Origin of the sequence: Pseudomonas sp. IT-P176, assembly GCF_949767245.1 — a bacterium.
In the GTDB taxonomy this organism is placed as follows: Bacteria; Pseudomonadota; Gammaproteobacteria; order Pseudomonadales; family Pseudomonadaceae; genus Aquipseudomonas.
This window is the reverse complement of sequence record NZ_CATKPN010000046.1, coordinates 25786-47264: the sequence shown is the minus strand read 5'-3', so window position 1 is coordinate 47264 and position 21479 is coordinate 25786. Positions and strand designations below refer to the sequence as shown.

20 protein-coding genes are annotated in these 21479 nt (G+C 62.0%); 6 read left to right on the top strand and 14 right to left on the bottom strand.

The annotated features are described in order from the left end of the window. The first annotated feature begins 1 nt into the window (after position 1). Together ACM6IP_RS12835 and ACM6IP_RS12830 are read left to right on the top strand one after the other, a co-directional pair. Positions 2-1213 (top strand): benzoate/H(+) symporter BenE family transporter, encoded by a 1212-nt coding sequence (locus ACM6IP_RS12835; protein ID WP_095166535.1) that lies wholly within the window; start codon positions 2-4, stop codon positions 1211-1213. Positions 1214-1314: 101 nt separating this feature from the next. Next, positions 1315-2583 (top strand): OprD family porin, encoded by a 1269-nt coding sequence (locus ACM6IP_RS12830; RefSeq protein WP_414861621.1) that lies wholly within the window; start codon positions 1315-1317, stop codon positions 2581-2583. On the opposite strand, the gene ACM6IP_RS12825 is transcribed toward ACM6IP_RS12830, so the two are convergent. After that, positions 2578-2817, bottom strand: coding sequence for a DUF2790 domain-containing protein (locus ACM6IP_RS12825; protein ID WP_159998021.1), 240 nt, complete (start codon positions 2815-2817; stop codon positions 2578-2580). The two genes, ACM6IP_RS12830 and ACM6IP_RS12825, sit on opposite strands and share 6 nt — an antisense overlap. 230 nt (positions 2818-3047) lie before the next feature. On the opposite strand from ACM6IP_RS12825, the gene ACM6IP_RS12820 reads away from it, so the two are divergent. Together ACM6IP_RS12820 and ACM6IP_RS12815 are read left to right on the top strand one after the other, a co-directional pair. After that, positions 3048-3734: an energy-coupling factor ABC transporter permease gene (locus tag ACM6IP_RS12820; RefSeq protein WP_095166540.1), complete on the top strand. Its 687-nt coding sequence runs from the start codon at positions 3048-3050 to the stop codon at positions 3732-3734. 63 nt (positions 3735-3797) lie between these two features. Continuing rightward, positions 3798-4013 carry a hypothetical protein gene (locus ACM6IP_RS12815; RefSeq protein WP_095166542.1) on the top strand — a complete coding sequence of 72 codons (216 nt, stop codon included), beginning with the start codon at positions 3798-3800 and terminating at the stop codon, positions 4011-4013. On the opposite strand, the gene yacG is transcribed toward ACM6IP_RS12815, so the two are convergent. From yacG to ACM6IP_RS12795, 4 genes are read right to left on the bottom strand one after another with little or no spacing between them, the layout of a single operon-like run. Beyond that, positions 4010-4210 (bottom strand): DNA gyrase inhibitor YacG, encoded by a 201-nt coding sequence (gene yacG, locus ACM6IP_RS12810; protein ID WP_095166544.1) that lies wholly within the window; start codon positions 4208-4210, stop codon positions 4010-4012. The two genes, ACM6IP_RS12815 and yacG, sit on opposite strands and share 4 nt — an antisense overlap. Further along, a complete protein-coding gene (gene coaE / locus ACM6IP_RS12805; RefSeq protein ID WP_414861620.1) occupies positions 4207-4830 on the bottom strand; it encodes a dephospho-CoA kinase in 624 nt (207 codons plus the stop codon). The genes yacG and coaE overlap by 4 nt, the downstream gene beginning before the upstream one ends. Continuing rightward, positions 4827-5699 carry a prepilin peptidase gene (locus tag ACM6IP_RS12800; protein WP_095166548.1) on the bottom strand — a complete coding sequence of 291 codons (873 nt, stop codon included), beginning with the start codon at positions 5697-5699 and terminating at the stop codon, positions 4827-4829. The genes coaE and ACM6IP_RS12800 overlap by 4 nt, the downstream gene beginning before the upstream one ends. A 2-nt stretch (positions 5700-5701) precedes the next feature. Beyond that, positions 5702-6919 (bottom strand): type II secretion system F family protein, encoded by a 1218-nt coding sequence (locus ACM6IP_RS12795; RefSeq protein ID WP_414861619.1) that lies wholly within the window; start codon positions 6917-6919, stop codon positions 5702-5704. Positions 6920-7185: 266 nt separating this feature from the next. On the opposite strand from ACM6IP_RS12795, the gene ACM6IP_RS12790 reads away from it, so the two are divergent. Together ACM6IP_RS12790 and ACM6IP_RS12785 are read left to right on the top strand one after the other, a co-directional pair. Beyond that, positions 7186-7602 (top strand): pilin, encoded by a 417-nt coding sequence (locus tag ACM6IP_RS12790; RefSeq protein WP_414861618.1) that lies wholly within the window; start codon positions 7186-7188, stop codon positions 7600-7602. 193 nt (positions 7603-7795) lie between these two features. Then, positions 7796-8152, top strand: coding sequence for a BON domain-containing protein (locus ACM6IP_RS12785; protein WP_095166553.1), 357 nt, complete (start codon positions 7796-7798; stop codon positions 8150-8152). A gap of 172 nt (positions 8153-8324) precedes the next feature. On the opposite strand, the gene ACM6IP_RS12780 is transcribed toward ACM6IP_RS12785, so the two are convergent. The 9 genes from ACM6IP_RS12780 to ACM6IP_RS12740 form a co-directional block, all read right to left on the bottom strand. Further along, positions 8325-11273: a DUF748 domain-containing protein gene (locus ACM6IP_RS12780; protein ID WP_159998013.1), complete on the bottom strand. Its 2949-nt coding sequence runs from the start codon at positions 11271-11273 to the stop codon at positions 8325-8327. Positions 11274-11366: 93 nt separating this feature from the next. Continuing rightward, positions 11367-12383: a class I SAM-dependent rRNA methyltransferase gene (locus tag ACM6IP_RS12775; protein ID WP_095166557.1), complete on the bottom strand. Its 1017-nt coding sequence runs from the start codon at positions 12381-12383 to the stop codon at positions 11367-11369. Positions 12384-12469: 86 nt separating this feature from the next. Further along, positions 12470-13339 (bottom strand): oxygenase MpaB family protein, encoded by an 870-nt coding sequence (locus ACM6IP_RS12770; protein WP_095166559.1) that lies wholly within the window; start codon positions 13337-13339, stop codon positions 12470-12472. 54 nt (positions 13340-13393) lie between these two features. Next, positions 13394-15331, bottom strand: coding sequence for an acetate--CoA ligase (gene acs, locus ACM6IP_RS12765; RefSeq protein WP_414861617.1), 1938 nt, complete (start codon positions 15329-15331; stop codon positions 13394-13396). 129 nt (positions 15332-15460) lie between these two features. Further along, a complete protein-coding gene (gene pgi, locus ACM6IP_RS12760; protein WP_095166563.1) occupies positions 15461-17125 on the bottom strand; it encodes a glucose-6-phosphate isomerase in 1665 nt (554 codons plus the stop codon). A 265-nt stretch (positions 17126-17390) separates the two neighbouring features. Continuing rightward, the gene (panC, locus tag ACM6IP_RS12755; protein WP_095166565.1) at positions 17391-18251 is read right to left on the bottom strand and encodes a pantoate--beta-alanine ligase; all 861 of its coding nucleotides are present in this window, start codon (positions 18249-18251) and stop codon (positions 17391-17393) included. Continuing rightward, positions 18248-19048, bottom strand: coding sequence for a 3-methyl-2-oxobutanoate hydroxymethyltransferase (gene panB / locus ACM6IP_RS12750; protein ID WP_159998007.1), 801 nt, complete (start codon positions 19046-19048; stop codon positions 18248-18250). Before panB ends, panC begins: the two co-directional genes overlap by 4 nt. Positions 19049-19293: 245 nt before the next feature. Then, positions 19294-19782, bottom strand: coding sequence for a 2-amino-4-hydroxy-6-hydroxymethyldihydropteridine diphosphokinase (gene folK / locus ACM6IP_RS12745; protein WP_414861616.1), 489 nt, complete (start codon positions 19780-19782; stop codon positions 19294-19296). A 4-nt stretch (positions 19783-19786) separates the two neighbouring features. Continuing rightward, complete coding sequence (locus ACM6IP_RS12740) at positions 19787-21190, bottom strand: polynucleotide adenylyltransferase PcnB (RefSeq protein WP_095166571.1); 1404 nt, start codon at positions 21188-21190, stop codon at positions 19787-19789. Positions 21191-21479 lie beyond the last annotated feature (289 nt).

Below are 21479 nucleotides of genomic sequence, written 5' to 3'. Positions count from 1 at the left end.
CATGAAAGGGCTATTGCGGGACTTTTCGCTGTCGGCGGCAGTCGCCGGTTTTATTGCCACGGTGATTTCCTATGCCGGCCCCCTGGTGATCATTTTCCAGGCGGCCGACGCCGCCCATCTGTCGCGCGAGGTGCTGTCGTCCTGGGTCTGGGCGATTTCCATTGGCAGTGCGCTGTTGGGCATCGGCTTGAGTCTGCGCTACCGCGTGCCGGTGATCATCGCCTGGTCGGCGCCGGGATCGGCGCTGCTGGTGGCGCTGTTACCGGGGATCAGCATGCCGGAAGCGGTGGGGGCGTATCTGGTCAGCAGCCTGATCATCTTTTTGATTGGGGTCTCGGGGGCGTTCGACCGGATCATCAGCAAGCTGCCGGCCGCCATTGCCGCAGCCATGCTGGCGGGGATTCTGTTCAGCTTCGGCACCGGTCTGTTCGTGTCGTTGCAGGGCAAGCCGTGGCTGGTGCTGGCGATGTTTGCCACCTACCTGATGTGCAAGCGCCTGATGCCGCGTTACGCGGTGTTGATGGTGCTGCTGGTGGGTTGCTCCATGGCCTTGCTCGCCGGGGACCTGCGGGTCGACGCACTGGTGATCGGCCTGGCTACGCCGGTCTGGATAACCCCGCAATTCAGCTTGAGCGCGACCTTGAACATCGCGTTGCCGCTGGTGATGGTGGCACTGACGGGGCAGTTTGTCCCCGGCATGGCAGTGCTGCGAGCCAGCGGTTACTCGACTCCCGCCAGCCCGATCATCGCCAGCAGCGCGTTGGGTACGGCGTTGCTCGCACCCTTTGGCTGCCACGGTTTGAACCTGGCGGCGATCACCGCGGCAATCTGCACGGGCCGTGAATCTCATGAGGACCCAGGCAAGCGGTATGTCGCCGGGGTCGTCGGCGGCTTGTGTTACCTGGTGCTGGGGATCTTCGGCGCGACCCTGGTCTCGCTGTTTTCGGCCTTTCCCAAAGAGCTGATCGCAGCCCTCGCGGGGCTGGCGCTGTTCGGGGCGATTGCCGGGGCATTGGCGGGTGCGATGGCGGTGCCCAACGATCGCGAAGCGGCGCTGGTGACCTTCCTGGCGACGGCCTCGGGGATGTCGCTGTTCGGTTTGTCCGCCGCGTTCTGGGGACTGATCTTCGGCATGCTCACCCACCTGCTGTTGAACGCGCGCCGCGCCGCTCCAGGGGCCAAGGCAACGCCCGCCCCGGAGTCTGTGCGCTGACCGCACTGGACTGATTCCTACCCGCTTGACCTTCCCCCGCAGCGCCAGTGCTGCGGGCGGATCACTGCACCCTGTCGATCAATAACAATAAGAGCAAAACGATGAAACAGACTCTCGCCACAACCGCTTCGCTGTTGTCCCTGACGCTCGCCTCGGGTTTTTCCGACCGTGCGCTGGCCGCCGACAATAGCTTGGTAAAAGACACCACTGCGACCTTGCAGGCGCGCAATTATTATTTCAGCCGCGACTTCTCGGACATAGTCGGCGCCAATCAGCAGTCCAAGGCCGAGGAGTGGGCCCAGGGCTTCATTTTCAACCTCAAGTCCGGCTACACCCCGGGTACCCTCGGGGTGGGCGTGGATGTCATCGGCCTACTGGGCCTCAAGCTCGACAGCAGCCCGGACCGGGTCAACACCGGCCTGCTACCGGTGCAGGACGATGGCCGCGCGGCCAATGACTACAGTCGCCTGGGCGCGGCGCTGAAAGTGCGTTACTCGAAAACCGAATTCAAGGTCGGCGAGCTGCAACCCAACCTGCCGGTGCTGGCCTTCAGCGACATCCGCTTGCTGCCACCCAGTTACCAGGGGGCGAGCATCAGCTCCAGCGAACTCAATGGCCTGACCGTGCAGGGCGGTCACCTGAACTCCACCAGCCTGCGCAACGAGTCCGGCGATGAAAAAATGCAGGCCATGCTGGGGCATGTGCCTCAGCGCCAGGTCAGCAGCGATGGCTTCAACTTTGCCGGGGCCGACTACGCGTTCAATGACAAGCGCAGCTCGCTCAGTGCCTGGTACGGACAACTGGAAGATATCTACAACCAGCGCTTTCTCGGGCTCAAACACAGTGAGCCGCTAGGGGACTGGACCTTAGGCGCGAACCTGGGCTATTACGATTCGAAGCAAGACGGCAAACAGCTGCTGGGCAATATCGACAACCAGGCGTTCTTCTCCCTGCTGTCGGCCAAACGTGGTGGCCACACCTTCTACCTCGGTTACCAGGGCATGTTTGGTGACAGTGCCTTCCCACGCGTCTTTGCCAATATCTCGCCACTGGGCAACGAGGTGCCCACCTACGAGTTTGCCTACACCGACGAACGGTCCTGGCAGGTACGTTACGACTATGACTTTGCGGCGCTCGGTGTGCCCGGGCTGACCAGTACCGTGCGTTACATCACCGGCAATAATGTCGACACCGGCAAAGGCTATGAAGGCAAGGATCGCGAGCGCGACCTGGATCTGGGTTACGTGCTGCAGAGCGGCAGCCTCAAGGGCCTGGGGATTCGAGTGCGCAATGCGATGGCGCGGTCCAACTACCGCAGTGACATCGACGAAAACCGCCTGATCCTCAGTTACACCTGGACCCTGTTATGAGCCGCTGCAGTCGCCCATGACCTGGTAAGACACCCGGTGGGTCTGGCCCTGGTGGTCGACATAGACCATGCTCGCCGGCACCACGCCGCAACCGCTGGCAGTGTCGGAGACTGAAACCACCTTGGCAATGTCCAGCGGCTGCGCTGGGTCGTAGGGAGTGGCAGGCGGTTCGTTACCGGCGGCCAGGGCCGAGGTGGCAACCAGGGCCAGCAACAGGCTGATCAGGCTTTTCATCTTGCGGTACTCCGTGTGGATCTCGATACCTGAAGTTTAGTCTTCGCCGGCCGCTGAAAAAGGGGGTAAAACCGGATGCAGTGTTGCAGGAAACGTAACAGTCGCCGCCCTGGCAGGGCCCTTGGCTTTACGCCAGGGGGCAGCAGGGCGGTGTAGACTGATGGCCTGTTCGGTTTCGCCAAGGAGTCTGACGTGAAGGTCTGTGCAATAGGGTGGATGGAGGCCGCGGCATGATCGGTGCCGAACTGCTGTCACCGTTCACCCTCACGGTAGGGTGGTTGCTCTACGTGCCGGTGTTGCTCTGGGCCATCGCGCGCGCGCCCTGGGTCGAACTGTTCAGCGACAGCCGACGCCAGCACCTGCTGTTCGGCACGGTGTTCGCATTGTTCCTGCTCTGGCTGGTGCGGCGCGACTTCGACACCGGTGTGTCCTATCACTTCATCGGCATGACCGCCGTGACCCTGCTGCTCGACTGGCCGCTGGCGATCGTCGGCGGGCTGGTCGCCCAGGTCGGCCTGGTGTTGCTGGGGCGCCAGGACCTGGCGGCGATGGGGGTCAACGGTGCCTTGCTGATCCTGCTGCCGGTGCTGGTCACCGAAGGCTGCGCATTGCTGGTGGAGCGCGCGCAACCGCGTAATCCGTTTGTGTATATCTTTTGCTCGGGGTTTTTTGCCGCCGCCTTGTCGGCGCTGCTCTGCCTGTTGCTGGCGTTGGGCGTGCTGTGGTTCGACGAGCGTTTTGCGCTGCCGGAATGGCTCGAGGATTTTGTCGGCTACCTGTGGCTGATCATCTTTCCCGAAGCCTTTATCAACGGCATGGTGATCAGCGCCCTGGTGGTGTTCTGCCCCGAGTGGCTGGAGACCTTCAACCGCACCCGTTACCTGTCGGCGCCGTGGAAGGACGATGACAAGTCTTGATCCTTATCAACAGGTCGCTGGACAGACGCACCTATGCTCCGAGAAATCCTCAGGAGCAGCCGCATGAGCGTTTACCAGTGGGCGAGGCAAGAGTTGCGCGACAGTCTGGCGTCGGCGGAGGCGGCCGGTTTTGAGCCGGGGTTGAGCCTGCGCGCCTTGCTCAGCGCGGTGGTCGAGGAGAGCAAGGGAGTGCGCAGTGTCGAGGACCTGGCCGATGAACTGCAGTTCCTGGCCGAGAACCTCGATGACAGTGCCGACTACAGCTTCATGCGGCCTTAGTGGCGCGGTTCGAAGTCTTCGCTGAACAGATCGTCTTCCGCGTCCGGGCTAACCGGGATCTTGTGTTCTTCCGAGGCCCAGGCGCCTAGGTCGATGAGTTTGCAGCGGTCCGAGCAAAACGGCCGGAAGGTGCTGCTGGCGCTCCATTCCACGGGGGCGCCGCAGGTTGGGCAGGTGACGACAGGGGGTTGGCTCATGACTGGCCTCCACGCAAAGTTAGGTAAAAGTGATGCAGGCGTTCGACTTCGCTGTGCAGCCAGGCGAGGTCGCGGTCATTGACCAGCACATCGTCGGCATGGCGGATGCGCTCCTGACGGCTGGACTGCGCCTTGAGAATCGCCTGGACCTGCTGTTCGCTGGTCTGGTCGCGCTGCAGGGTGCGTTCGATCTGCAGTTGTTCGGGGGCATCGATCACCAGCACCCGTTGGGTCATGGCGTACTGCCCGGACTCGATCAGCAAGGGTGATACCAGGATCGCATACGGCGATTTTGCGCGTGACAGGTGCGCGGCAATTTCCTCGGCGATCAATGGATGCAGGAGCTTTTCCAGCCAGCGGCGCTCCTCGGGGATTTCGAAGATCAGCTTGCGCAGTGCTGCCCGATCCAGTTGGCCGTCTGTCTGCAACACGCCGCCACCGAAGTGCTCGGCGATCTGCGCCAGTGCCGGGCGGCCGGGCTCGACCACCCAGCGCGCAGCATGATCGGCATCCACCGCATGGATACCGAGGTCGATGAAATGCTGGGCCGCCGCGCTTTTGCCACTACCGATGCCACCGGTGAGGCCGAGAATCCAGGGTTGTTCCACAGGGGTATTCATTGCAAACCGACAAACTGCCAATAGAAGTCGGTTATTTGACCACCCCAGAGCATGGCAATCCAGCCGGCAATTGCCAGATAGGGACCGAAGGGGATCGGCGTCGAGGTTTTCGCCCGTTTCCAGCGCAGCCAGAGCAGTCCGCTGACCGCCCCCACCAGCGAGGCCAGCAGGATCGTCAGCGGCAAGATCTGCCAGCCACCCCAGGCCCCCAGTAGCGCCAGGAGCTTGAAGTCGCCATGGCCGATGCCTTCCTTGCCGGTGATCAACTTGAACAGCCAATACACCGTCCACAAGCTCAGGTAGCCGGCTACGGCGCCCCACACGGCGTCCTGGAGTGGCACGAACAGTTCGAACGCGTTGACGATCACCCCCAGCCACAGCAACGGCATGACCAGTACGTCGGGCAGCAACTGATGGTCGGCGTCGATCAGGCACAGGGCCAACAAGCCCCAGCTCAACACCAGTAGCCCCGCGGCCTGCCAGCCAAACCCCAGGTGCCAGGCGATAAAGCCCGAGAGCAGTGCGCAACTGAGTTCGATCAGCGGGTAACGGGCACTGATCGGGGTTTTGCAGCTAGCGCAGCGCCCGCGCAGCATCAGGTAGCTGAGCAGTGGAATATTCTCCCAGGCGCGCAGTGGATGGCTGCAGTGGGGGCAATGGGAGTGGGGCAGCATCAGGTTGTAGGTGGGGCCTGGGGCCTCGCCAGGCAACTCGAGGATCTCCCGGGCCTGCTGGCGCCAATCTCGAGCGAGCATGCTTGGCAGGCGCCAGACCAGGACGTTGAGAAAGCTGCCGACCACCAGCCCCAGCCCGAGGGCCAGGATCACGAAGGCCGTCGGGGAGCTGGCGAGAAATTCATTCAAGGGCATGTTCAGATCGCCGTACCAAGTTGGAAAATGGGCAGGTACATAGCAATCACCAGCCCGCCGACGATTACCCCAAGTACAGCCATGATAAGGGGTTCCAGCAGGCTGGTCAGGTGATCGACCAGGGTCTCGACGTCGTCTTCATAGTAGCTCGCGACGTTGCCGAGCATGTCGTCCAGCGCCCCGGATTCTTCGCCAATCGCGGTCATCTGGATCGCCAGGTTGGGAAATACCCCGCTGTTGCGCATCGCCACATGCAACTGCATGCCGCTACACACGTCCTCGCGGATCGCCAGCACTGCCTGTTTGAAAACCCGATTGCCCGTGGCCCCGGCCACCGAATTCAAAGCCTCCAGCAGCGGCACCCCGGCGGCGAAGGTAGTCGATAACGTGCGCGCATAGCGGGCGACCGCCGACTTGCGCAGCAGGGGGCCGACCACCGGCAGATCCAGCCAGCGCGTCTGTAGCCAGTCGCGAAACCTCGGGGAGCGGCGTTGGGTCTGGTGCACCCCCAACGCGGCAGCGAGCAGCCCACCTAGCAGCAGCCAGCCGCTGTGCCGGAGGAATTCGGCAAGCCCGATCACACCGCGGGTCAGTGCCGGAAGCTCGGCACCAAAACCCTGGAACATCACTTCGAACTGCGGCACCACCTTGAGCAACAGGATAGCGCTGACGATCACCGCAACCAGGAGCACCGCCAGCGGGTAGGTCATGGCTTTACGCACCCGCGCCTTGAGCCGTTGAGTTTTTTCCCGGTAACTCGCCACCCGCTCCAGCAAGGTGTCGAGGGCGCCGGCCTGCTCGCCGGCGTCAATCAGGTTGCAGTAGAGCTCGTCGAAGTGTTGCGGCTTTTTGCGCAGGGCGGTGGTCAGGCTGCTGCCGGCCATCACGTCCAGTCTCAAGTCCTCCAGCAGGCCCCGCATGCGTGGGTTGTCGAAGCCTTCGGCGATGATGTCGAAGGCCTGCAGCAGCGGCACTCCGGCCTTGAGCATGGTCGCCATTTGCCGAGTGAAGAGCGCGATATCCTGGGCAGTAACCCGTTGGCCAGCGCTGAACAGGGGGGCGAATTTTTTGCGTACTTTGCCCGGGATGATGCCGCGCTGGCGCAACTGGGCCTTGATCAGGGCCGGAGTCTGCGCGCTCGATTCGCCGGACATTTTGCGGCCTGTTCTATCGGTGCCTTGCCAGGCGTACAGGCTGACCTTTGCTGCTTTGACCGCCATGACTCAATCCTTGATGACCTGTCGGGTGTTTGCCGGCGGACGCCGCGGCAAATCTGGCTTGCGCTGCAAAGCCTAGCCAAGGCCGGACGCTGTGGGCGCGCGCTGCAGTGACAAATAGTGTCAGTTAGTGCGGTTTTGCAAAGCCTTGGATGCGCGAAACCAGGCTTTGCTGCCCGGTTTGCAAGGGCTGGCGGACTTGGCATGGGCTGTGCGTTATCTGCTGCCGAGCATGAGCCTTCGCCTCATGCAGAAAGGGAGTTGTAGCGATGAAGGGACAAAGGGGATTCAGCCTGATCGAACTGCTGGTCGTGGTGGCGATCATTGGCATTCTGGTCACGGTGGCGTTGCCGCTGTATTCCAAATATCAGGCGCGGGCCAAGGTCACGGCCGGACTGGCCGAGATCTCGGCGCTCAAGGTGCCATTCGAAGACGTCATCAACCAGGGGGCTGATCCGACCCTGGAACGACTCGGCGCCAGCGAGATCACCAGCCATTGCACCGTCTCGGCGGCGGGCAGTGGTGCTTCCGGGCTAGGCAGCCTCGGCTGCACTCTGGTCAATGCGCCAGGCCCGGTGCTCAACCGCACCCTCACCCTTTCACGCACCGAGGCGGGCGGCTGGAGTTGCGCGACCACGGTAGCTGCGGACTACTCCCCCAAAGGCTGTACCTCCAGCGAGGGCTGATTCCGGCAACTTGCATGTCGAGAATGTCCGGGTCATGCAAATTGCATGATTCCGGGTTTTTGATTATTTTTTAAGTTATTGATAATTAAGGAGTTATTCCGAAGGTCAAAGTTGGCACAGCGTTCGCACTATTACCGGTAACCCTGCTGAGAAGGCAAACAGCAGACTTTCTGGAAAAACAGGAGTTACCCGTATGAAGAAGTTCGCTATCGCTACCGCAACTGCTACCGCTCTGACCCTGACTCTGGCCAACGCAGCTTTTGCGCAGACCACCCAAAACACCCAGTCGCCAATGGTGCTGGCTGCCGGTGAAGTGACCGAGGCGAAGGAAGCGACTTCCGACACCTGGATCACCACCAAAGTGAAGGCTGACCTGGTCACCGAGAAAGGCATTCCGGGTACCGATATCAAAGTCGAAACCAACAAAGGTGTGGTATCGCTGTCTTCCACCACTGCGGTGACCGAGTCGCAGAAAGCCACTGCGGTGAAAATCGCGAAAAACATCAAGGGCGTCACTGCCGTATCGGCTGACGGTCTGAAAGCCGAGTAAGGCGCAGGCTTCTCGCCTGGACTGGGAGAAGAAGCGGCAGGTGAGCCGAGTCATGCACCTGTCGCGACTCTAGTGTTCATGCGACCGACCACAGGGATGTGGTCTCCACAGGCCCCGACATTCGTGTCGGGGCCTGTTTTATTGGGCTGCGATAAAGTTGCGCGAGCCTTGGTTATTCAGCGTCCAGGTGCAGCGGCGTGATGACTCGGCCGTCACTTTCGGCCTGACCCAGGTTGGCATCGATGAAGTACACCCGGTCATCGGCCAGTTGGCCCTTGTCCACCAGGTAGTCCTTGATGCTGCTGGCGCGGTCCTGGCCCAGTTGACGCAACAGCACATCGCTGCCCGCCCAGAACGTGATGACCCCTTCACGCATTTTTGCGGCGCGCTCTTCCTTGCCCAGGTCCTTCCATTCAGCCGGTGGTTGGGTTTTCAGGCGAGTGCGGTAGATCCCTTCGAGCAACGGAGTTTTTTCCCCTTCCGGGACTTCCAGCAATGAAGCCTGGGCCGGTACCTTGTCGCCGCGACGCTGGAGAATCTTGTAGTAGTTGTACTGGTACTCGCGCTCCAGGCGCTGCTCGGCAATCAACGGGCCGTCACTGCTTTGCGCGGCGGTGCCTTCGATTTCCAGGCGCAGGGCCGGGCGCTCCTTGAGGGCGCTGGCCAGTTTGACCAGTGCGCCCTCGGCATCCTTGCTCAGTTCGCTGGAGCCCGGTGCGAAGGACACGGTACCCAGGTCTTCGGAACCGCCGCCGGCGACCAACCCGCCGATCAGTTTGAATGGCGCAGCCGCCGCTTTTACGATCAGGTTGCGCAGGGTTTGCCAGACAATCGGCATCACACTGAACTGGGGGTTGTTGAGGTCGCCAGTGACCGGCAGTTCGATGGAAATCTTGCCGTCGACGTCCTTGAGCAAGGCCACGGCCAGTTTCAGCGGCAGGCTGACCGCATCCGGGCTGTCGACTTTCTCGCCCAGCTCCAGCTGCTCGACCACCACTTTGTTATCCGCCTTGAGCTGGCCCTTGGTGATCCGGTAATGCAGGTCGAGATTGAGGCGACCCTTACGGATCCGGTAGCCGGCGAATTTGCCGGAGTAAGGGGTCAGGGTCGTCAGCTCGACTCGTTTGAAGCTGGTGGCGATATCCAGTGCTGCCATTGGGTCGAACGGATTGACGCTGCCCTTGATGGTCACCGGGGCGTAACGGTCGACCTTGCCTTTGACGTCCACCGAGGCCGGCTTGGCCTGGCGACTGTCGATGGTGCCGATCTGGCCATTGAGTTGTTGGATCGCGGTGGCGAAGTTCGGCGTCAGGCTGAAGTCGGCAAAGTTCGCCGAGCCGTCGTTGATCGCAATGCCACCGATGTGAATGCCCAGCGGCTTGTCCTGGCTGGTGGCAGGTTTGCCTGCCGTGGTTTTCGCCGTGCTGTCGGCTGGTTGCGGGATCAGCAGGTCGTCGACGTTGGTGGTCCGATCATCGTTGATCATGAACCGCACGTAGGGCTGCTGCAGGTTGATTCGATTGATCGACAGGCTGTCGCCGTGCTGATAGTTCAGCCCTTCGACCATGACCTTCTGCCACTTGAGGAAATCACGGGATTTGAGGGTGTCGAGGGTGTGCAACTGGTCGACCTGGGCCTTGCCGGTGACGTTGAAGGCCAGGGGCTCGGTGCTCTTGAGATTGACGGCCAGGTCGCTGCCGAGCATCCCGGAGCGCAGTTCCAGAAGAATGAACGGGCTGATGTAGGACTGGGCGACCCGCAGGTCGATGTCCCGGGTCTGTACGTTGAGCCGGGCGCTGACCGGGGCCAGGTTGACTTCGCCGTCGGCCATCAGCTTGCCTTGCTTGCCCACGCCGGTATCGAGCTTGAGGGTAAAGGGCGAGCCATTGAGACTGTCGAAATTTTTCAGGTCCAGGTTCAGCGGGCCGACCTCCAGCGCCACCGCCGGTTTGACTTGGCGATCGGCCAGGTGCACCTGGTAATTGCGCAGCTCGACATCCTTGAGCAGCACCTGCCAGGGTTTGCTCGGCGCAGCGGGCTCGGGTTTAGGTGAGTCGGCCGCCGCCGGTGCATCCACCGCTTCGGCCTTGACCGCCGGCTTGGCTGGCTGGCTGGCGAACAGCTTCTGCCAGTCGAGTTGGCCATCGGCTTCGCGGGCGGCCCAAGTCTCCAGTTTCTGGCTGCGGATCTTGCCGACAATCACTTGTTGCTTGGCCAGGTCGATGCTGGTTTCGCTGATGTCCAGGCGTTCGAGACGGGCGAGCGGCCGGCCATCCGGGGCCTTGATGGCAAAGGGGGCGATGCTGGCCGAGGTGTTGCTCAGCAGCAGTTCGGTTTCCTTGGACAGGTTGAGCTTGTAATCGGTGCTGAGGCTGACCGTGCCTTCTTCAAGCACCAGTGGCAGCGCGTCGCGCACATAGGGCCAAAAGGCTTTCATCTTGCCATCGGTGATTTTCAAGCTGCCTTCGGACGTGATGGGCACCAGGCTGATCTTGCCGCTCCAGTCGATCTGGCCACCGGCCGGACCAATCGCCACCAGGTTCATGTCGGCATTGTCTTCCGGCAAGGTGCTCAGGTTCTTGAGCTCGAAATCCAGTTTGTCGTAGAGGAACTCGATGGGTTCGCTCGGCCGCAAGTCCTGGAAGTGGATGTAGCCACGGGCCAGGTCGATACGGTCGATGCGCAGCGGGAAGGGCTTGGCCTCGGGGTCGGCCGGCGTCGGTTCACTGGCCGGCAGCTTGAACAGCTGGGTGAGGTTCAGGGTGCCGTCCTTGCTGAACAGCACCGAGGTTTTTGGCTTGTCCAGTTGCACATCGGCCAGGTGCAAGGCGCGGGTCCAGAGGCTGTCGATCTGCAGGTCGGCGTACAAACGCTCGAAGCCGACGTGCTCCTTGCCAGGCTCGCCGATGTTCAGGCCCCACAAGGTCAGCTCCAGGCTGAACGGGTTGAACTCGATGCGTTGGATGCTGGCTGGCACCGCTGCGTAATTGGCCAATTGTTGATTGGCGATCCGCAAGGCGATACCCGGCAGAATCAGAAAGCCCAGCAAGCTGTAGAGGGCCAGAGCAGTCAACAAGGCGCCGATGGCGCGAATCAATCCTTTGGGCATGTGTGGCTTCATCTGTCTGAATCGGAGTGCCTTGGAGTATGGCATGCGATTCTGGTTCCGAAGCAATGACCTCGATCAGGATTATTCAGATTCCGGCGCCGCGACTCAGAGCTGCAGGATCAGGGTCTTGAGTGGTGGTTGCTGATCCATCGACGGGAAATCGGCGGCTGGCGGCAACACTGTGCATTCGCGCACCGGGCGCCCGGCCTTCTCCGCGCACCGTAGGACTTGCTCACGCCAGTCGTCCATGCTGACTTTCGCCAGGTTGTTGCAGCAGATCAGTACGCCATTGTCCGCGGTGCTGAGCAGCGCCGGTTTCAGCAGGCTCTGGTAGTCGCGCAGCAGGTCGACGGTGCCGAACGCGCTTTTCGCCCAGGCCGGTGGGTCGAGCAACACCAGATCGTACTGGCGCTGTTCCAGGCGTGGATAGCTGGGCAGCTTTTGCCCGCGGCGCTGGCTGATCGGCAGGCCGGCCAATTGACGGATTGCCGGGAAATAGTCGGACTGGACGAACTGCATGCTCGGCAACTGCGGATTGAGTTGGCCGTTTTCCCGGCCTACCGCCAGGTTGCCCTCGGCGAAATCCAGGTTGCACACTTCGCGCGCGCCACCGGCGGCGGCACTCAGGCCGACCCCACAGGTGTAGGCGAACAGGTTCAGCACACTCTTGCCCTGGCTGTGTTGCTTGACCCAGCCACGGGCATTGCGCAGGTCGAGAAACAGCAGCGGATCCTGCCCGGCGTGGCGCCCGCGCACCCGATAGTTCAGGCCCCACTCGTGGCCGACCATGTCTGCCAGCGCGGCCTCGTCGGCGCGGTACACGGTGTCTTCCCGGTCGATGCGCGAATTGCCCCGGGAGCGGTCGTTGTAGACCAGCAGGGTGTCGAGGCCCAGCTGTTGATTGACCGTGGCGTGCAACGCCAGCAGGTCGTCGCGCTCCAGCGCCTGGTGAAAGCTCTGCACCAGCAACTGCGGACCGTAACGGTCGACGGTCAGGCCGCCGGCGCCTTCCTGGCTGCCATGGAACAGGCGGTAGCAGTCGGTGCCTTGCTGGTGAAGCTCGGCGAGCAAGTCTTGGCGATGATCGAGGGCGGCGCGCAGCGCCTGATTCAAGGAAGACATGCGTAGCGCCTTGCAGGGGGAATTGGGCGCGAGAGTTTAACAGCTATGGGGCTTCTCTGGAGGTGCGAGCACGTTTGCTCCCGGACCTACAACAGCCCCATACGTCGCTTGGCGCGCTGCACCGAGCCATTACGCACCGCCCAGCGCAGCATCGGCGCACTGCGGTTGATGCTGGCGCGGATCAGTTGGCGTTGCAGTGCGCTCTGGCTGACGTCGAGCATGGCGCTGGCCCAGTCCGGCAGCAGGTCGATCCCGGCCTGCATCATCAGCCCGCCGAAAGGTTTGGCGAGACGACTGGGGGCGGGGGCGTTCAACAGCAGGCGCAATACTTCCCGACTGCGTTCGTCGCACAGCAGTTGTGGACGGATCCGTTGCAGGTAGTCGGCGACTTGCTGGCGCGAACGCGGCACCTCACGGGCGCCCAGACGCTCAGCGACCAGCGCGATCTCGGCGTAGTAGCGGTCCTGGTCGGCGCCTGAGAGATGCGGATTGCGGTAGCGCAGGTGAGCGGCGAGAAAGTTGCTGACTTCGGCCACGTGCACCCAGGTCAGCAGGTCCGGGTCGCTGGCGGCGTAGGCTCGGCCATCGGGGGCGGTGCCGACCACTTGCAGGTGGATGGTGCGCACTTTTTCGATCAGCCACTCGGCGTCCTGCCGTGAGCCGAAGGTGGTGCCGGAGATGAACTGCCCGGTGCGGCGCAGGCGCCCGAGCATGTCCTGGCGAAAGTTCGAATGGTCCCAGACCCCGGCCAGCGCCAGCGGGTGCAAGGCTTGCAGCATCAAGGCACTGATGCCGCCGATGAGCATGCTGCTGAAGTCCCCGTGGACCTGCCAGCTCACCGAGTCGGGGCCGAACAGGCCGGGATCGCCCTTGGGGTTCTCCAGGTCGAGCTTGCCCAGGGACAGTCCGCTCAGGCTCATGATCTGGGTTTCAATGCGGGTACGGATGAATTCCATGACAACTCGTTGGCGACAGCAGAAAAAGGCTGCGGCCCACCGGCCGCAGCGGACTCATTGATTCAGGCGCTTGTCGATCAGCCCCGCGACCACACTCGGGTCAGCCAGGGTCGAGGTGTCGCCGAGGCTGTCGAGCTCATTGCAGGCGATCTTGCGCAAGATACGCCGCATGATCTTGCCTGAGCGGGTTTTCGGCAAGGCCGGCGCCCACTGGATCAGGTCCGGCTTGGCGAAGCTGCCGATTTCCTTGCTGACATGGGCCAGCAATTGTTGTTTCAGGGCTGCGTCGGGCTCGATGCCGTTCATCGGGGTAACGAAGGCGTAGATGCCCTGGCCTTTGACGTCGTGGGGGTAACCGACCACCGCCGCCTCGGCAATGCTGTCGTGCAGCACCAGGGCGCTTTCGACTTCGGCGGTGCCGATCCGGTGCCCGGAAACGTTGATCACATCGTCGATGCGCCCGGTGATCCAGTAATCGCCGTCCTCATCCCGGCGAGCGCCGTCACCGGTGAAGTAGTAGCCGGGGTAGGGCTTGAAGTAGGTATCGAGCATTCGCTGCGGGTCGCCGTAGACGCTGCGGATCTGCGCCGGCCAGCTGGACTTGAGCGCCAGTACGCCACTGCCGGGGCCGCTGATTTCCTGGCCTTGCTCATCGAGCAGCACCGGCTGTACACCGAACATTGGTTGTGTGGCGCAACCGGGTTTGATCCGTTGTGCGCTGACCAGCGGGCTGAGCATGATGCCGCCGGTTTCGGTCTGCCACCAAGTGTCGACGATCGGGCAGCGTTGTTCGCCGACGGCATTGAAATACCATTCCCAGGCTTCCGGGTTGATCGGTTCGCCGACGCTGCCCAGCAGGCGCAGGCTGCTGCGCGAGCTGTCCTGCAAGGGCGCGGAGCCTTCACGCATCAAGGCGCGCAACGCGGTGGGGGCGGTGTAGAAGATGTTGACCTGGTGTTTGTCGATGACGTGCCAGAAACGCGAGCTGTTGGGGTAGTTGGGCACGCCTTCGAAGATCAGGGTGGTGGCGCCGTTGGCCAGCGGGCCATAGACGATGTAGCTGTGGCCGGTGACCCAGCCGACATCGGCGGTGCACCAGAATACTTCGCCGTCGCGGTAGTCGAGCACGTACTTGAAGGTCATCGCTGCTTGCAGCAGATAGCCCCCGGTGGTGTGCAGCACGCCCTTGGGTTTACCGGTGCTGCCGGAGGTGTAGAGAATGAATAGCGGGTCCTCGGCGTCCATCGGCTGGGGCGGGCACTGTGCGCTGGCATCGTGCACGGCCTGGTGAAACCAGAGGTCGCGGCCCTCCTGCCAATTGACCTGGCCCTGGGTGCGCTGGACCACGATCACCGTACCGACAGCGGGGCAACTGAGCAGGGCCTGGTCGACGTTGTGTTTGAGCGGCACGCTCTTGCCGCCGCGCACGCCTTCGTTGGCGGTGATGACTGTGCGGCAGTCGGCATCGAGGATGCGGTCGCGCAGCGAGTCCGGGGAAAATCCGCCGAACACCACCGAATGCACGGCACCGATGCGCGAGCAGGCGAGCATCGCGTAGGCGGCTTCAGGGATCATCGGCATGTAGATGCACACCCGGTCGCCTTTTTTCACGCCGCGGCTTTTCAGCACGTTGGCCAGGCGGCAGACGTGGTCATGCAGTTGTTGGTAGGTGATCTGTTGCGAGTCAGCGGGGTCGTCGCCTTCCCAGATGATCGCGGTCTGTTGACTGCGTGTGGCCAGGTGACGGTCGATGCAGTTGTAGCTGACGTTGAGCTGGCCGCCGACGAACCATTGGGCTTGGCCAGTCTTGATATCGCAGCGCTGGACGGTCTGCCAGGGCTGGGACCAGTCGAGAAATTGCCTGGCCTGTTCGGCCCAGAAGCTATCGGGATGATCGATGGACTGGCGGTACAGGCGTTGATAGTCGTCCTGACTTAATTGCCCAGCCCGGCGGACGGCATCGGCTTTGGGGAATGTGCTGATATCGAACATGACGGTTCCTTATTCTTGTCTTGGCCACAAGAGATAAAGATGCGCCGAGTGATCAATGGGTTCAAGTCATGCGCTACTACCCCTGTGGGAGCAAGCTCGCTCCCACAGGGGTAGTAGCGGGGCTTCAGATCAGCCGCGGTGACGCCCGCGGAAGTAGTTGATCAAGCCCTGGGTCGAGGCATCGTCGGCGGGGGCTTCTTCGCTGCCCACCAGACGGTTGTAGACGCCTTTGCCCAGTTCCTTGCCCAGCTCCACGCCCCATTGGTCGAACGCGTTGATGCCCCAGATAACGCTCTGCACGAAGACCTTGTGTTCGTACATCGCGACCAGTGCGCCGAGGCGTCGTGGGCTGATGCGCTCGACCACCAGGGTATTGCTCGGACGGTTGCCCGGGATCACCTTGTGCGGCGCGAGTTTCTCGATCTGCTCTTCGCTCATGCCCTTGTCACGCAGCTCGGCTTGCGCTTCGCCCAGGGTCTTGCCGAGCATCAGCGCCTGGCTTTGCGACAGGCAGTTGGCGTACAGCCACTGATGGTGGTCCGCTACCGGGTTGAAGCTGACGATCGGCACGATGAAGTCGGCCGGGATCAGTTGGGTGCCCTGGTGCAGCAACTGGTGGTAGGCGTGCTGACCGTTGCAACCTACGCCGCCCCAGATCACCGGACCGGTATCGGTGGACACGGGCGTACCGTCCTGGCGCACGCTCTTGCCGTTGGATTCCATGTCCAGTTGTTGCAGGTGCTTGGTGATGTTGCGCAGGTAGTGGTCGTACGGCAGGATCGCGTGGCTCTGTGCGCCCCAGAAGTTGCCGTACCACACGCCCAGCAAGGCTAGCAGCACCGGCATGTTCTGTTCGAACGGTGCGCTCTGGAAGTGCTGGTCCATGGTGTAGGCACCGGACAGTAGTTCCTTGAAGTTGGACATGCCGATCGCCAGGGCAATCGGCAGGCCGATGGCCGACCACAGCGAGTAACGACCGCCAACCCAGTCCCACATCGGGAAGATGTTTTCTTCGCGAATGCCGAAAGCCACGGCGGCCGCGTTGTTGCTCGAGACCGCGATGAAGTGGCGATACAGCTCGGCTTCCGAGCCACCCTGGGCCAGGTACCAGGCGCGAGCGGCCTGGGCGTTTTTCAGGGTTTCGAGGGTGTTGAAGGATTTCGAAGAAACGATGAACAGCGTGGTCTCGGCGCGCAGCTTCTGGGCCAGCTCGTGGAACTCACTGCCGTCGATGTTCGCCAGGTAGTGGCAGCGCACGCCTTTCTGGGCGTAGGACAGCAGGGCTTCGGAGACCAGCTCCGGGCCGAGGAACGAGCCGCCGATACCGATGTTCACCACGTCGGTGATCGGTTTTTCAGTGTAGCCGCGCCACAGGCCGTCATGGATACGCCCGACCATGTCGGTGATCTGGTTCAGCACCTTGTGCACTTCCGGCATCACGTTGACGCCGTTGACCGACAGCTTGTCGCCCACCGGACGACGCAGGGCAGTGTGCAGCGCTGGGCGGCCTTCGGAAGCGTTGACGATTTCGCCGCTGAACAAGGCCTTGATGGCGTCCTGCAGGCCGGCTTCATTCGCCAGGCCCACCAGCAGGTTGCGGGTTTGCTCGTTGATCAGGTTTTTCGAGTAGTCGAGGAACAGTCCACAGCTGCTCAGGGTGAACTGGGTGAAACGCTGCGGGTCGGCATTAAACGCTTCACGCATGCTGAAATCCTGCATGGCTTGGCGGTGATCATTCAGCGCCTGCCAGGCTGGCAGAGCGGTAACGTCTTGAGGGTTGCGGTAGTACGCCATCGCTGCGGGTTTCCTTTTACTTGAACTGCCTTTAGGACACTGAAAAGCCCGGAACATCCTGCCGGGCGGCAGATATTATCCGGTAAAACTACGAAGACATGATTAAAAAACGCAGGCCGACAACAGTAAACCTTGAGGGGGGTATCTGTCTTGGCTTTGTGGTGGGAGCGAGCTTGCTCGCGATGAGGCCGTCAGATTCTACATCTCATTGACTGACATGCCGTCATCGCGAGCAGGCTCGCTCCTACAAGGGGAAGTGCGGGGTTTAGGCGGGGGTATCGAGGTTCAGGTGCAGGTTGTCGATCAGGCGGGTGGTGCCGAGGAAGGCAGCCACCAGGATCACCAGGTCGCGATCTTCGGGGGTCGCCGGGCGCAGGTTTTGTGCGTGGCGAATCTCCAGGTAATCAGGCCGCAATCCAGCCGCTTCAAGTTGCTGGAGCTGCGCCTGGAGCAACGCCGGATAATCGCGTCGACCCTGCTCGATGGCGTCGGCAATGCCTTTCAGGGTGCGATACACCACGGGTGCCACGGCCCGTTGTTGCTCATCGAGGAAGCCATTGCGCGACGATAGGGCCAGGCCATCGGCGGCGCGTACAGTCGGCTCGCCAATGATCTGGATCGGCATGTTGAGGTCATGCACCAGTGCGCGGATCACCGCCAGTTGCTGGAAGTCTTTCTGGCCGAACACTGCGAGGTCCGGCTGGACCATGTTGAACAGCTTGCTGACTACCGTCGCCACGCCTTCGAAATGCCCGGGACGGCTGGCGCCGCACAAGCCTTCTGCCAGGTTGGGGACACTGACGCGGGTCTGGCCGGACATACCGTCGGGGTACATTTCCTCGACGGTCGGCGCAAACAGCAAGTGGCAACCGGCTTGCAGCAGTTGTTCCTGATCGCCGGCCAGGGTCCGCGGGTACTTATCCAGGTCTTCGCCCGCACCGAACTGCAGCGGGTTGACAAAGATACTCGCGACTACGAAATCCACCTGCTGGGCGGCCTTGGTGACCAGGGCCATGTGGCCGCTGTGCAGGTTGCCCATGGTCGGGACGAAGCCGATGCGCTTGCCTTCGCTGCGCGCGCGGGCGACCGCGGCACGCAGTTCAAGTACGGTGTTGACGGTGATCATGCAGAAAATCCGTGTTCAGCACCCGGGAAGGTCACTGCTTTGACTTGCGTGACGTAAGCGCTGAGGGCCGCCTGGATGCTCTCTTGGCCGGCCATGAAGTTCTTCACGAACTTGGGTGCGCGGCCGGTCAGCGACAGGCCGAGCATGTCGTGCAGCACCAACACCTGGCCGTCGGTACCGCTGCCGGCACCGATGCCGATCACCGGGATCTTCACCGCCTGGGAGATTTCCAGGGCCAGTTCGCTTGGCACACATTCGAGCAACAGCATCGAGACACCGGCCTGTTCCAGGGCAATGGCGTCGGCACGCATCTGCCGTGCCTGGTTCTCGTTGCGACCCTGGACCTTATAGCCGCCCAGGATGTTCACCGCCTGCGGTGTCAGGCCCATGTGCGCGCACACCGGAACCCCGCGCTCGGCCAGCAAGCGAATCGAATCGGCCAGCCACAGTGCGCCCTCGACCTTGACCATGTGCGCGCCGGCCTGCATCAGCTGGGCGCTGTTGATCATGGTTTGCTCGGTCGTCGCATTGGCCATGAACGGCAGGTCGGCGAGGATCAGTGCATCAGTGTTGCCGCGCTTGACGCAGGCCACGTGGTACGCCATCTCGGCCGTCGTGACGGGTAGGGTGCTGTCATGGCCTTGCAACACCATACCAAGGGAGTCGCCCACCAGTAACACTTCAACACCGGCCTCATTGCAGGCGTGGGCAAAAGTAGCGTCGTAGCAGGTCAGCATGGTGATCTTTTCACCTTTCTGCTTCAGGGACTGCAGGGTGGTGAGAGTAATAGCTGGCATGAAAAGGATCCTCGTTCAGGCGCTTGGAAAACTACTGCGAGTAACGCGCGTGATTCTTCATGGACTCAGGCGCACGGTCTTTTGTCGTGCTTGAAAAGCCTGGATTGCGCCCTTGGTGCCGGGTTGGCGGCAGCGGGACGCCTATAGTCGTGATGAGAACTCGGGAAGTCAATTGGATGTGTTACCGCCTGGGTGTTACCGGCGTTACTGATGCGATTCAGCAGAGTGCGGTGCGCTCTGTAGGATTAATCGCCGGTGGCCAGGCGATCCAGGCCGACAAACGGGCAGGCTGCCAGCAGGTCGCTCAAGCGACGGCCGTCCGCCAGTTCCAACTGGGCGGGGGCCAGCTCAGCCAGGGGGTAGAGCACAAAGGCCCGTTCCTGCATCTGGTAGTGGGGGACCTTGAGGCGTGGCTCGTCGATGAGGCGGTCGCCGAACAGCAGGATGTCCAGGTCGAGGGTGCGCGGACCCCAGCGCTCAAGGCGTTCGCGGCCTTGCTGGTTTTCGATGGTTTGCAGCGCATCGAGCAGCTCGAGGGGCGCGAGGGCACTCTCCAGCGCCGCTACGGCGTTGGTGTAGCGAGGCTGGCCTGGCAGCAGGGAGTCGCTTTGATAGAAGGCCGAGACCCCGGTCAGTTGGGTCTTGGGCAACTGCATCAACGCCTGTACAGCGCTGCGCAGTTGCTCTTGCGGGGCCGCGAGGTTGCTGCCCATGCCGATGTAGATGCGTTCCATCGACTTACTCGCCTGAAGCGCTCGTGCCGTCAGCGGCACGTTTGCGCTTGGCACCACCGGTGCGGCGACGTTTGCGTGGGGCTGCGCCGGCACTTTCATCCTTGCCGCTGAGGTCGCGAATCATGTCCCGGCGTTCGCTGTCGTTGGCGTCCTGATAGTCCGTCCACCATTCGCCCAGGCCGTTGGTCTGTTCGCCGGCGCTTTCGCGCAGCAGCAGGAAGTCGTAGCCGGCACGGAAGCGTGGGTTGTCCAGCAGCAGGTCGGCGCGTTTGCCGCTGCGGCGGGGCAGGCGTTCCTGCATGTCCCAGATCTCGCGGATCGGCATGGTGAAACGTTTGGGAATGGCAATCCGTTGGCACTGCTCGGCGATCAGTTCGTGAGCGGCTTCCTGCATGGCCGGGATCGGCGGCATGCCACGGTCCTGCAAGCGCAGGACCCGGGCCGGCAGCGCGGGCCACAGCAGGGCGGCGAACAGGAAGGCTGGGGTCACCGGCTTGTTCTGCTTGATCCGCAGGTCGGTGTTGATCAGCGCTTCACTGATCAGGGTGTGGGTATAGGTCGGGTTGTGCTCCAGTGCATCGGCGCTGGCCGGGAACAATGGATCGAACAATTGCAGGTCGACCAGCATTTCAAAGGTGTCAGCGGCATGCCCCGAAAGGAACAGCTTCAACACTTCTTCGAACAGGCGTGCCGACGGGATTTCCCGCAGCATGGGGGCCAGGTCGCGGATCGGTGCGGCCGTGTGCTTCTCGATACCGAAGTTCAGCTTGGCGGCAAAACGCACCGCTCGCAGCATGCGTACCGGGTCTTCCTGGTAGCGCTGGGTCGGGTCGCCGATCAGGCGGATCAGGTGGTTGCGAATATCGTGTACGCCGTTGGCGTAGTCGAGGATGCGCTCACTGACCGGATCGTAGTACAGGGCATTGATGGTGAAGTCGCGACGTTGCGCGTCTTCTTCCAGGGTGCCGTAGACGTTGTCGCGCAAAATGCGCCCGCTTTCGTTACGCGAGGACTGGTTGCTGTCTTCCTCTTCGTCGTTTTGCGGGTGATTGGCGCGGAAGGTCGCCACTTCGATAATTTCGCGGCCAAAGTGGATGTGCACCAACTTGAAGCGACGGCCAATGATGCGCGCGTTACGAAACTCGGCGCGAACCTGTTCTGGTGTGGCACTGGTGGCGACGTCGAAATCTTTGGGCGTGATGCCAAGCAACATGTCACGCACACAGCCACCGACCAGGTAAGCCTGGTAACCGGCGTTCTGCAGGCGCTCGACGATATTCACTGCGTAACGGCTGAATTGGCCCTTTTGCAGCGAATGTTGGCCGCTGTTGAGCACTTCAGGCGTGCTGCGAATGTGTTGCGTATGACGCTTGGGAGAACGGAATGACTGGAACAGCTTCTTCAGCATGGGATGCACTGTTTGAAGGAATGTTCGGCCATAACCAAGAATGACCGCATGATGGGCCGGGATTCTAGCATTTAGTCGAGGGATGGTGTAGGAAGCTGCGCGGTTCTCTGTAGCAGCTGTCGAGCCATGCGAAGCAGTGTTCGCCGGCGAAGCCGTCGTGAAGGCGGGAATTGTGCAGTGTCAGTCGGCTAAACGGCAGAAACTACAAGGGGAGCCGAAGCTCCCCAAGAAGTAGTTGCGTGCTCTATTTTTATTATGGGTTTCGGGCTTCTTGTTTTTGTGTCGCGCC